Annotated in this window: 12 protein-coding genes; 8 read left to right on the top strand and 4 right to left on the bottom strand. The window is 64.0% G+C overall.

All coding sequences use genetic code 11. From position 1 onward, the window contains the following. The first annotated feature begins 22 nt into the window (after window positions 1-22). Complete coding sequence (locus TMPK1_RS00635) at window positions 23-631, top strand: ABC transporter ATP-binding protein (protein ID WP_420240791.1); 609 nt, start codon at window positions 23-25, stop codon at window positions 629-631. Beyond that, entirely contained in the window at window positions 631-1,797 is a 1,167-nt protein-coding gene (locus TMPK1_RS00630; RefSeq protein WP_420240789.1) for a hypothetical protein, read from the top strand. Before TMPK1_RS00635 ends, TMPK1_RS00630 begins: the two co-directional genes overlap by 1 nt. Window positions 1,798-1,928: 131 nt before the next feature. Here the strand turns inward: TMPK1_RS00630 and pstS are convergent, their stop codons facing one another. Continuing rightward, window positions 1,929-2,978: a phosphate ABC transporter substrate-binding protein PstS gene (gene pstS / locus TMPK1_RS00625; RefSeq protein WP_420240788.1), complete on the bottom strand. Its 1,050-nt coding sequence runs from the start codon at window positions 2,976-2,978 to the stop codon at window positions 1,929-1,931. Window positions 2,979-3,228: 250 nt separating this feature from the next. Between pstS and TMPK1_RS00620 the strand changes: the two genes are divergently transcribed. Next, on the top strand, window positions 3,229-4,359 hold the full coding sequence (locus tag TMPK1_RS00620; protein ID WP_420240787.1) for an iron-containing alcohol dehydrogenase: 1,131 nt from the start codon (window positions 3,229-3,231) through the stop codon (window positions 4,357-4,359). Here TMPK1_RS00620 and TMPK1_RS00615 read toward each other — a convergent pair. Then, on the bottom strand, window positions 4,356-5,537 hold the full coding sequence (locus TMPK1_RS00615) for a sensor histidine kinase (protein ID WP_420240786.1): 1,182 nt from the start codon (window positions 5,535-5,537) through the stop codon (window positions 4,356-4,358). The two genes, TMPK1_RS00620 and TMPK1_RS00615, sit on opposite strands and share 4 nt — an antisense overlap. Before the next feature lie 285 nt (window positions 5,538-5,822). Here TMPK1_RS00615 and TMPK1_RS00610 point away from each other — a divergent pair, with 285 nt between their 5' ends. Further along, a complete protein-coding gene (locus tag TMPK1_RS00610) occupies window positions 5,823-6,377 on the top strand; it encodes a hypothetical protein (RefSeq protein WP_420240785.1) in 555 nt (184 codons plus the stop codon). A gap of 146 nt (window positions 6,378-6,523) precedes the next feature. Then, entirely contained in the window at window positions 6,524-7,129 is a 606-nt protein-coding gene (locus TMPK1_RS00605; RefSeq protein ID WP_420240784.1) for a PEP-CTERM sorting domain-containing protein, read from the top strand. 42 nt (window positions 7,130-7,171) lie between these two features. On the opposite strand, the gene arsC is transcribed toward TMPK1_RS00605, so the two are convergent. Both arsC and TMPK1_RS00595 read right to left on the bottom strand, forming a co-directional pair. Further along, window positions 7,172-7,588, bottom strand: a complete 417-nt coding sequence (gene arsC, locus TMPK1_RS00600; RefSeq protein WP_420240783.1) for an arsenate reductase (glutaredoxin) — start codon at window positions 7,586-7,588, stop codon at window positions 7,172-7,174. Window positions 7,589-7,590: 2 nt separating this feature from the next. Beyond that, window positions 7,591-8,772: an MFS transporter gene (locus TMPK1_RS00595; protein WP_420240782.1), complete on the bottom strand. Its 1,182-nt coding sequence runs from the start codon at window positions 8,770-8,772 to the stop codon at window positions 7,591-7,593. A 151-nt stretch (window positions 8,773-8,923) separates the two neighbouring features. Between TMPK1_RS00595 and TMPK1_RS00590 the strand changes: the two genes are divergently transcribed. The 3 genes from TMPK1_RS00590 (at window position 8,924) to TMPK1_RS00580 (ending at window position 11,692) form a co-directional block, all read left to right on the top strand. Continuing rightward, on the top strand, window positions 8,924-9,505 hold the full coding sequence (locus TMPK1_RS00590) for a PAS domain-containing protein (protein WP_420240781.1): 582 nt from the start codon (window positions 8,924-8,926) through the stop codon (window positions 9,503-9,505). A 31-nt stretch (window positions 9,506-9,536) separates the two neighbouring features. Beyond that, a complete protein-coding gene (locus TMPK1_RS00585; RefSeq protein WP_420240780.1) occupies window positions 9,537-10,760 on the top strand; it encodes a cysteine desulfurase-like protein in 1,224 nt (407 codons plus the stop codon). Window positions 10,761-10,912: 152 nt separating this feature from the next. Next, window positions 10,913-11,692 (top strand): SDR family oxidoreductase, encoded by a 780-nt coding sequence (locus TMPK1_RS00580; RefSeq protein ID WP_420240778.1) that lies wholly within the window; start codon window positions 10,913-10,915, stop codon window positions 11,690-11,692. Window positions 11,693-11,698 lie beyond the last annotated feature (6 nt).

The raw sequence follows: 11,698 nt of genomic DNA, 5'->3' as shown, positions 1-11,698 counted from the left end.
CGAGCCGGATGGCAGCGCGCGTGTGCTGCTCGACGTCGAACGCTTTGACCTGGCGGCCGGCGGCCGGCTTGCGCTGGCTGGCGCGTCGGGTGCGGGCAAGACGACGCTGCTCAGCCTGCTCGGCGGGTTGGAACGGGCCGACGAAGGCTCGATCAAGTGGGACGGCTTCGATCTTGCGCGCGCCTCGAGCGCGCAGCGCGACCGCTGGCGCCGCCGCAATGTCGGCATCGTGTTTCAGGAATTCCGGTTGATCGACGAACTCGACGCGGTCGAAAACGTGCTGTTGCCGACGCGCTTCGATCGCTGGCGCACGACCGCAGAGTCGCGCGCCTTCGCCGACAAGATGCTGGGCGCGTTGGGCGTGCCGATGAACCGCCCGGTCGCAACCTTGTCGCGCGGCGAACGCCAACGCTGCGCCATTGCACGCGCAGTGCTGGGCAAACCGAAAATCATTATCGCCGACGAACCGACTGCGAGCTTGGATTCAGAATCCGGCGCGCAGGTCGGCGCCCTTCTCACCGCACTGGCAGACGATCTCGGCGCAACGATGATCGTCGCAACACATGACGGCGGCCTGGCTGCGCGCATGGACAAGACGGTGCGCGTACAACATGGACGACTCGCCTTTTGATGAATCCGCTTCCGCTGCTTCGTGCTGAGCTGCGTCGCGCGCCGCGCACCGCGGCTGCGCTCGTGCTTCTTGTTTCGCTTGCGGTTGCGCTGGCGGTGGGCGTCGTCGCGTTCGAACGCGCACTGCGCCGCGGCAGCACCGACGCTGCCGCACCGTTCGACCTGCTGGTCGGCGCGGCCGGCAGCCCGACGCAAATGGTGTTGACCAGCGTCTATCTGCAGCCTGCGCAACTGCCACCGCTCGACGGCACGTCGTGGAGCAAACTCACGCGCCGTCCCGACGTCGCTGGCGCATCGCCGCTGATCATCAGCGATACGTGGCGTGGCTATCCCGTTGTCGGCACCACCAGCACGATGGTGACGCGCCTGACGCGCAGCACCGCCGGCGTTCCCGCCTTCAAGGCAGCCGACGAAGCGATCGTCGGTGCCGACGTGCCGCTGGACGTCGGGGCTGCATTCCAGTCCGCGCACGGCACCGAAGGGCCGGATCACACGACCTTACCGTATCACGTCATCAAGCGCCTGCCGCCACTCGGCACGCCGTACGACCGCGCCATCATCGTACCGGTCGAAAGCGTGTGGATGCTGCACGGGTTCGGCAATGGTCATTCCGACGCGGCTGCGCTGGGCGCGCCGTGGGATGAAACGCCGCCGCCGGTTTCGGCGCTGGTGATTTCGCCGCGCCAGACCGCCGACGCGTTCCGCATTCGCGCCGACGCGCGCAAGGACGGCATGGTCGCCGCCTTCCCGGCCGAAGAACTGACCCGCCTCTATTCGCTGCTTGGCCAAGCGCGCGACGCCGCACGCGACGTGTCGCTGGGCGCCGCCTTGTTGGTCGCGCTTGCCGCGCTGGTTGCAGCCGCCGTGCATCTCAACGCTGCTGCATCGCGCTTGGCCTTGCTGCGCGCGCTGGGCGCACCGCGCAGCTACGTGTTGCTGGCAGCCTGGTCGTTGGGTGCCGGTCTGTTGTCGACCGGCGCAATTCTGGGTCTGCCGTTGGGGCTGCTGCTTGTGCTCGGCGCGCGCGCTGCGGCGGCATCAGCGTGGGGGCTGCATCTGCCGTTTGAAATCGGCACCGCCGAATTGGGCGTCGCGTTCGGCGCCGCGGTTGCGGGCGCGCTGCTCGCGTTCCTGCCTGCGATCTCGGCCTACCGCCGCGCACCGTAACTGTCCCCTGCGAAAGCAGGGGCCCATCGCACGCGCACGTCGCGCACAAACAAAAAGGGGCGGTCTCGCGACCGCCCCTCGATGGATCCCTGCTTTGACGGCTGCGCCGTCACTGCGTTCCGCAGGGAATATCAGCTCTTCCAGACCGGCTGGTTGTCGCTGCCCTGGATCTGTTTCCAGCTGTCAGCGATCAGCTTCACCAGATTGTCCGGTAGCGCGACGTAGTCGAGTTCTTCGGCGAGTTTGGCGCCGTTCTTGAACGACCAGTCGAAGAACTTCAGAACTTCTGCCGTCTGGGCCGGCTTGTCCGACTTGGCGTGCAGCAGGATGAAGCTCGACGCAGCGATCGGCCACGCCTTTTCGCCCGGCGCGTCGGTCAGGATCAGGTAGAAGCCCGGCGCTTTCGACCAATCAGCCGTCGCAGCAGCAGCCTGGAACGACGCATTGTTCGGCTCGACATATTTGCCGGCGTGGTTCTGCACCAACACGTGCGTCAGCTTGTTCTGCTTGGCGTAGGCGTATTCGACGTAGCCGATCGAACCCTGCGTCTGACCGACCATCGCGGCGACGCCTTCGTTGCCCTTGCCGCCGACACCAACCGGCCATTCGACCGCCGTGTTCACGCCGACATCCGACTTCCACTTGGGGCTCTGCTTGGCGAGATAGTCGGTGAAGTTGAAGGTCGTGCCCGAACCGTCGGAACGACGCACCACCGAGATTGCACCCGACGGCAGCTCCAAGCCCGGGTTCAACGTCGTGATCTGAACGTCATTCCAGGTCGTGACTTTGCCGAGGAAAATGTCGGCGAGCACGGCGCCCGTCAGTTTCAGTTCGCCCGGCTTCAAGCCCGCCACGTTCACCACCGGCACGATGCCGCCGACGATCGCAGGAAACTGAACCAGACCGGCTTCCTTGAGCTCTTCCGGCTTCAACGGCGCGTCCGACGCACCGAAATCCACCGTCTTCGCTTTGATCTGTTTGATGCCGCCGCCCGAACCGATCGACTGATAGTTCAGCGCAGTGCCGGTCTTCGCCTTATAGGCTTCGGCCCATTTTGCGTAGATCGGATAGGGGAAGCTCGCGCCTGCGCCCGACAGTTCGGCTGCGCTTGCGGTACCGGCCGTCGCAAGGGCGCCCGCAACGAGCGCAACCTGGAAGGCCTTCTTGATGAAATTCTGCATGGGGGTCGTTCCTCGCCACGAACGGGTTCGAAATCGCGCGCCTTAGACCACACCCGATTGGCGATTTCCAGCCGCCTTTCGCATAACTGACACTCTCTTTTGCGAATACTGTTTGTCGTCTAGACAGTTTCCCTGGAGTCCATGGCGCTAAGCTTCGATTTTGTTACGCTTTTCTTGGTTACCGGCGCGGGAAAATCGGCCTGTCCGCGGCCTCTCGACACAGCATTCATGCGGGGTTTCTCTCCACTCCATGGCCGATTTCATTTTCACAACGACGCCGGAAATCCAGCTGCAGCGTGGGGCCGCCGCACGACTCGGCGAACTCCTGGCGGTGCGTGCAGTTCGCCGCGTTTTGATCGTCACCGATGCCGGGCTGCGCCGCGCGGGTTTGCTCGATCCCGCTTTGGCGTCGATCGCAAAAGCGGGGATCGAAGCCGCGGTCTATGACGAGGTCGTTGCCGATCCACCCGAAGACATCGTTGCGGCGGCGCTGGCGCATGCGCGCACGCACCGGGCCGACGCGATTGTCGGATTTGGCGGCGGCAGTTCGATGGACGTCGCCAAACTGGTCGCCTTGCTCGCGCGCACGCCGCAAGCACTCGCTGAGATGTACGGGATTGGACTGGCACGCGGCCCCCGCCTGCCCTTGATCCAAATTCCGACCACGGCGGGCACCGGGTCCGAAGTGACGCCGATTGCGATCGTCACCACCGGCGCGACCGAAAAGAAGGGCGTTGTCGCACCGGTTCTCTTGCCGGATCTGGCGCTGCTCGATCCTGAACTCACACGCGGCCTGCCCCAGCACGTCACGGCCGCAACTGGCATCGACGCGATGGTGCATGCGATCGAGGCCTATACCAGCCGCCACAAAAAGAACCCGCTCTCCGACGCGCTGGCGCGCGAAGCGTTGCGGCTTTTGTCGGGTGCGATCGAACGTGCGTCCTTGCAGGGCGATGATCTCGACGCGCGCAGCGACATGCTGCTCGGTGCGTGTTTCGCGGGCATGGCCTTCGCCAATGCGCCGGTCGCAGCCGTTCATGCGCTGGCCTATCCGATCGGCGGCCGGTTTCACGTGCCGCACGGCCTGTCCAACGCGCTGGTGCTGCCGCATGTGCTGCGCTTCAACCTGGGTGGCGGCACGAAACACTATGACGAGCTGGCGCCGATCTTTGGCGCCACCGACGGAGCAGGCCTCGTCACCAGGCTGGAGCAGTTGGCCGATCGCCTATCGGTTCCAAAACGACTGCGCGACGTCGGGATCAGCCACAACGAACTGCCGTTGCTGGCCGAAGATGCGATGCGGCAGACGCGCCTACTGGTGAACAACCCGCGCGACGTCACGATCGACGATGCGCGCGCGATTTACGAAGCGGCCTACTAGCACGCTTCCAGCACCGCAGCCCGCAGACTGACGCGTGCAGCGGGAAACAGCGCCCGCATCGTCGTGCCTTTGCCAGGCGCGCTGTCGATTTCCAGCGCCCCGCCATGCAATTCCAGCAACTGTTTGGTCAGCGGCAGGCCAAGCCCGGTGCCTTGATGCTGCCGGTTCAGACTGTGTTCGATCTGGCCGAAGGTCGAAAGCGCGATCGGAATTTGCTCTTCCGTCATGCCAACGCCGGTATCGATCACCGCAACTTCCAGATCGCCAGTCTCGGTGATGCGCGAAACCACCGTCACGCTGCCGCCCGCCGGTGTGAACTTCACCGCATTCGACAAGAGATTCATCAGGATCTGCTTCACCTTGATCGGGTCGCAGATCAATTCGACCGTCTCGTCGAGCAAACTGCTGCTCAACGCCAGCTCGGCCTTCTCGGCGCGGTCCTGCACCAGGCGCATCGCCGACCGCACCAGCGAGCGCAGATCCGACAATTCTTCCTGCAGGGTCAACTTGCCGGATTCGGCTTTCGACAGATCCAGCACGTCGTTGATCAGATCCAGCAGATGCTGCCCGGATTCATGGATATCGCGCACATAGTCGGCGTGGCCGAGATCCAGCGGCTTGCGCTTGTCGGACAAGAGAAGCTGCGCAAATCCGATCACCGCATTCAGCGGCGTGCGCAACTCGTGGCTCATATTGGCGAGAAAGAGCGACTTGGCTTTGCTGGCGGTCTCGGCGCGATCGCGTGCCTCGGCCAGCTCGCGGCTGCGCTTGCGCGCTTCTTCGACCGATAATTTCAGCATGTCGCGCGCATCGCCGACGCCTGCATAACGGCCCTGGCGCAGGATCACGAAACCGGCGGTCAGCGCGCTCGGCTTGTCGTGCGATACGCGTTCGGTCAGTTCGGCGATGGTTGCGTCGGCATCGACGATCAGCGGCGTGCGGTCGACCAGCAATGTTACCGGCCGTTTCATATGAAAGTCGCGCATCAGATGCTGCGCGAAGCGCGTCAGCAGCGAGTTTCGGTCGACATAACCGGCAATGCGATCACCGCTGAGGACGACGACGCCGGGCAATTCCGGACGGTCCAGCAGCAGATCATAGGCGCTACCGCCGGTCGCATCGGCAGATAGCGTGGGCGCCGCAAGCAGCAGACGCTCGACACGGAAGACACTCGCCACGCGTGACTCCGCAAACCCTCATCCCGTTGGCGCCTTGATCCTTGTTTTGAAAAGTACGCCCTGCGGCGAACCGCAGGGCGTCAGTTGGATCTAAGGGAGTTCAAACGGGTCGCCGCGGAAGTACCCAAGCCACGGTCCGAAAGCTCGCGCGCATGCCGCATGGCACCCCGCGCGTTCGGCCGCTTGTCTTCAACTTGATTGTATGTTTTCTGACTCTCTTCTGCGCATTCACTTGCAAATATAGAACATCGACTCGGCATCTAGTCTGGGTTAGAACCCCGCCCGATGCCCATCGAGACGGAGTGGAAATACGTCCTCGACGACCCGGACGGTTCGCTCGAAGCGGCCGTCACGGCGGCGCATCCTGTGTTTGATATCGAGCAAGCTTATCTAGACGACGGTGCCCGGGTGCGCCGGGTACAGAAGCGAGCGCCAGATGCGCCGCCACGTTTCGTCTACACGCACAAACGCAAAATCGCGGGCGTCACGGTCGAGATCGAATGCAAGATCGATCCGCGCGACTACACGCTGCTGCGCGGCGCCTGTCGTCGCTCTTTGCGCAAAATCCGCGTCGTCATGGTCGACGGGGACCAGCCGTTCGAAATCGATTTCTTCAAGCTCGGCGACCGCACCTATTTCGTGCTCGCCGAAGCGGAGGTCGCAGAGACCGTCGATCGCGCCCCGCCCCTGCCACCACTCCTCGCCGCGCGGCTTTTGCACACCGTGGCGCCCGACGAGCGCGGCTATTCCAGTCGCGATCTTTGCGATGTGACCACCGCGCGTTCGATCCTCGACGAATTGCGCGCTGCACCGCGCAGCCTCAGCGCCGCGACCGCATAATTCCCCAGCGCTCGTCCGCAAAAAGAGATTTGCGCAGACGAAGGAATAAAGCGCGGGCGACGGACAAGTAGATTCGTCTCCGGCACCAACTCCGTTTTGGAGCAGTGCAGATGCGCGCAAGTCGACTTGTTCTACCCTTGGCTCTTATGGCGACGCTGGGCATGGCCGGCCCCGCTGCCGCGACGCCCGATCCGGTGGGCGATTTTCTTGGGACCTATACGGGCCCGCACAATGGCGACCTCGACGTCGTCTCGATCGATGTACGGTTCCAAGGTCCGTTCTTCCGGCTCACCGCCACGATGGCGGATACGATCGGTACCACGCCGGGTGCGATCTATGTCTGGGGACTCAATCGCGGCGCCGGGACCGAACGATTCAACACAGGCACAATGCCAGTCGGCGCCGGTGTGAAGTTCGATTCCGTTCTCGTGTTGCGTCCGAACGGGACCGGCAGCTTCAGCGACATCGTGGGCGCCAAGACGACGCCGCTCAATGCCGGCATGGTCACGATCAACGGCCGAACGATCACTGCCCTGCTTGATCTGGGTCTCGCGCCGTCGCTCGGATTCAGCCCCGGCGCTTACACGTTCAATCTCTGGCCTCGCACCGGCGGCGGACCGAATTCAACGATCGCTGATTTCGCGCCCGACCATTCGAACATCGCGGTTCCGGAACCCGCCAGCCTGGCGTTGCTCGGGATCGGCGTGTTCGCGCTGCTGGGCGTCCAGCAACTGCGACGACGCAGCGTATAGCGAGACGGCCGGCGCGTTGCGACGTGCGCGCCGGCCACGTCGCTACCGGCCCGGGTGAACGACCTCGCCGTCTTCTTTGGTGAAGCTCTCGGGCAGCCGGTCGAGAAGATCGAACACCACCTCGGACGGACGCGCCAATTTCGTTCCTTTGGGCGTCTGCACGATCGGCCGGTTGACCAGGATTGGATGCGCGACCATCGCATCCAGAATCGCGTCGTGCGTCGTCTCCGGACCGAGCAGACCAAGCTCGGCGGCCGGCGTGCCCTTGTCGCGCAAGATGTCGCGCGGCTTCGCCTTCATCGCCGCCAGCAACTGTTCGAGCTGCGCACGCGTCCAACCGACATTGAGATATTCGACGACCGTCGGCGTGTAGCCGGCTGCCTCGATCATCGCGACGACGTTGCGCGACGTGCCGCAGCCGGGATTGTGGAAGACGGTGATCGGGAAGTCGGTGCTCATGTTCACTCATGCGTGCGTCTGGCCAGCGCCACGGCGGCGCCGAAACCGAGCGTTCCAACTACACTGATTAGGATACATCCCGCCAGCACCGGGCCGTAACTTTCCGACGCCTGCCACACAATCGCTGCGCCAAGCGGGGCGAGTGCTTTGACGACGTTGCTGGGTGCAGCGAGAAGCGCGTTCACTGTGCCATAGGCGCGGCGGGTGACGAGTTCCGGCACGGCCAGGCCGCGCACGATCGTCATGACGCCGTTGATCGCACCGTGAAAGATCGCCCAGGCGACAAGCCATGCGAATACAGTCGGCAACACAGCGAGCGCATAGAGCGCCAGCGGAAAGCCGACAAAGATCGCGATGCCCAACTGCGCCACGCTGATGCGCGCTGCCACCGCCCACATCACGACGCGGCCGGCAACTTGCGCCGGACCGATCAAGGCGATTGCCGTCACAACGGTCGCCGCATCGAAGCCGCGTTCGCGTAGCAGCGGATAGAGGTGGTAGGTCACCACCATGAACGCGCAATAATAGCTGACGAAGGCAACCAGCAGCGCCCAGAAAGATGGCGTACGGATCGCTTCGTGCACGGGGCCGCGCGCGGCGGGCGCCTCGGCATGTTCGAGCGGCACGTCCTGGTTGGCGCGAATGACCAAGAGATACGGCACCAGCGCGAACAACAGATTGATCGCGCCCAGGCTGGCGATCGCGTTGCGCCAGCCGAACCGCTCAGCCAGAAACTCGGTCAGCGGCACGAACACAGTGCTGGCGAAGCCACCCCACAAGGTCAGCGCGGTAATGCCACTGCGCGCATCGCGCCCGTAACGTCGCGCGACGACCGCAAACGCTGGTTCGTACAGACACAGCGCCTGCGCGATTCCGATACCGGCGAACAGCAGATAGAGCTGCGACAGCGACGTCGCTTGCGACCAGGCGAACAGCAACAGCGCGCTGAGTGCAGCGCCGACCGACATCACAATGCGGCCATGACCGCGATCGATCCAGGCGCCGACCGGATAGGCCGCAACCGCTGCGACAAGAAATGCAATCGTGGCTGCGACATACAACTCGGTGCGAGTCGCACCGAGGTCGATTCCCATGCGATCGGCGACGACGGGGAACGCGTAGTAGATCGTTCCCCACGACACGACCTGGCCGATGCCGAGGCCGGTGATGAAAAATCGCTGCATATCAACAGATCTTGGCGCAGTTGAACTATGTTGTCTAGACAAGTTTCGGCTGATTTCGGCGTCCGTCGACCGGGCGCTCGCATGTGGTACACGAACCACTCGCTCGGCCGGTGGAATCGATTGTGAAAACCCGTCGCGATTTGGAATCGACATGAACGACACAGGCGACGACGCGCGTCGTGATCGGCATGTCGGCGCGACGCCGTTTCGTGATCCTGCCTTTGCTGCCGCGCTCAGCTACGAGCCCGCACGCGCGTTGTACGGCGTGTGGTCAGCGGCGTGGCGCGGCGACGCGCTGCCGGAAAAGCGTGCAGTGACGCCGCCCTATAGTCCCGTGCGGGTCATTGCAAATCTGTTCATGCACGAGGCGCACGGCGAGCGGTTCTTGTGCCGCCTGACCGGAAGTCGCGTCGACGAGATCTTCGGCTCGAATGGCGCCGGCAAATATCTCGATGAGATGCTGACCGGCGAAGCGCTGCAAAGCAGAGCCGATTTTATGCATCGCTGCCTGCAGGAACAAACCGCGCTGATCTATGCCGGCCGTTTGTTTCCGCCCAACCGCCAGCATGTCCAATCGCTTCGCCTGCTGTTGCCAGTACAAGAAGCAAGCACCGGCATGCGCCTGATTGTCGGCGTCGCCTGGTTTCCGGACGGATCGCAGCAATATGATCGGTTCGGCAAAGACACCAATGCGGCAACGCTGGTTGCGATCGAGCAGGTTTCGCAGGCGTGACTCGACGGCGTGAAGCGCTAAGTTCACGCGCATGAACGCATCTGCTTCGGCGCTCAGCCTCGCCCAAATCCGCGCCGCCTTCCCCGCGCTGACCCAGGACATCGTCTTCTTCGACAACGCCGGCGGCAGCCAGGTTCTGCGGAGCGTCGCCGATCGCGTCGCCGACTACATGCTGACCACCAGCGTGCAGCACGGCGCGAGCTACGCCACGTCGCAATTAGCGAAACAGCGGCTCGAACAGGCACGCGGAGAATTGGCGAGCCTGGTGAATGCGTCCGACCCGACCGAGATCCTGATCGGCGGCAGCGCCACCGCGCTGCTGCAGAATCTGTCGCGCGCAATCGGCACGTGGTTCGCCCCTGGCGACGAGCTGATCGTCAGCGAAGCCGAGCACGAAGCGAATATCGGCCCCTGGCGCCGTCTCGCCGAAGCGCGCGGCCTGGTGCTGAAACGCTGGCCCGTATCGCGCGACACAGGCCTGCTGGACGTCGCGACGCTGCAAAGACTGCTGACCGACCGCACACGCCTCGTCGCCTTCACCCATGCCTCCAACTTGGTCGGCGCCATTCATCCGGTTGCCGAGATCTGCAAGTTGGTGCGTGACGCAGGTGCGCTCAGCGTTGTCGACGGCGTCGCCTACGCGTCGCATCGCGCCGTCGACGTGCAGCAACTTGGCTGCGACTTCTATGTCGTGTCGCTCTACAAAATCTTCGGGCCGCACCAGGGGCTGTTGTGGGGCAAGCGCGCACATCTGGTTCGCGCCGACTCATTGAACCATCGTTTCGTCGCTGCCGACGACCTGCCCTACAAGCTGCAGCCTGGTCACCAGAATTACGAACTGTCCTGGGGCGCAGGTGCAATCGTCGCCTATCTGCAGGCGCTCGGCGGCGGAACCGGGCGCGCCGGAATCGAAGCTGGCTATGCGCGCATCGCCGAACGCGAAGCAGCGCTGACCGAACGGCTTCTCGCCTTTCTGCGCGGCCAGCAACGCGTGCGCATCGTCGGCCCGGCCGACGCCGATGCCGCCAAGCGCGTTGCCACGATCGCGTTCACGGTGGACGGGAAAGCCCCGCGCGACATCGTCGCCGCGACCGACGCGGCCGGCATCGGCCTTCGTCACGGCGACTTCTATTCGCGCGACCTGTCCGAGGCGTTGGGTCTGGCACCGCACGGGGTCATTCGCGCCTCGATCGCGCATTACAACACCGAAGAAGAAGTCGACCGGCTGATCGCGGTGCTGCAACAAGTCATCTGAGACGCAAGAAAGCGAACGTACGATCGCGCATGCGGTACTGGGCGCGCTGATCGCAGGTCACGTCTCTGCAAGAAAGTTACGACACATCAAGAGTGTTTCGCCGCCTGGCGCAACACGCGATGATCCTTGGCAACGCCTCCAAGGATGACGCGATGGATCTCGGCCTCACCGGAAAAAACGCGCTCGTCTGCGGGTCGAGCAAAGGACTTGGATTCGAGATCGCGCGCACGCTGGCGCGCGAAGGCGCGTCCGTGTCGCTTTGCGGCCGGCACGAGAAAGAACTGGCTGCAGCCGTCGCGCAAATCAACGCCGAAGGCGGCACTGCGCGCGGCTTTGTCACCGACCTGTCGCTGCACGACGATCGCGCAAAGCTGGTGCATTCCAGCCGTGACGCCTTTGGCAAGCTCGACATCGCAATCCTGAATACGGGCGGCCCGCCCACCGGCACCTTCGCGTCGCTGGATCTTGCCGCGTGGGACGATGCCTATCGCAAGCTGGTCGAAAGCGTGGTGCATCTGGCGCAGCTCGTTTTGCCTGGCATGGTCGAGCAACGCTGGGGGCGTCTGGTTGCCATCACCTCGTTCGTGACGCGCCAGCCGACCAACCAGCTCCTTTTGTCGAACAGTCTGCGCGCGTCGGTGAACGGCTTGATGCGCAGCCTCGCCAACGAATACGGCGCGTTCGGCATCACCGCGAACAGCGTGCTGCCCGGCTATATCCGCACCGAGCGCATGGAGAACGTGGTTAGCGCGCAAGCGGCATCGAGCGGCCGTGACGTGCGCGCCGATCTGCAGGCACAAATTCCGCTCGGCCGGCTGGGAACGCCGGATGAGCTTGCCAACGTCGTCACCTTCCTCGCCAGCGACGCCGCCTCCTATGTCACGGGTGCGGCACTCACGGTCGATGGCGGCCTGGTCAAAACCGTTTTCTGAGGCGCG

It is taken from the genome of Roseiterribacter gracilis (assembly GCA_018332375.1).
In the GTDB taxonomy this organism is placed as follows: Bacteria; Pseudomonadota; Alphaproteobacteria; order BOG-932; family Roseiterribacteraceae; genus Roseiterribacter; species Roseiterribacter gracilis.
Note: the sequence above shows the minus strand (reverse complement) of the source record. Positions and strands in the feature narration are given on the sequence as shown.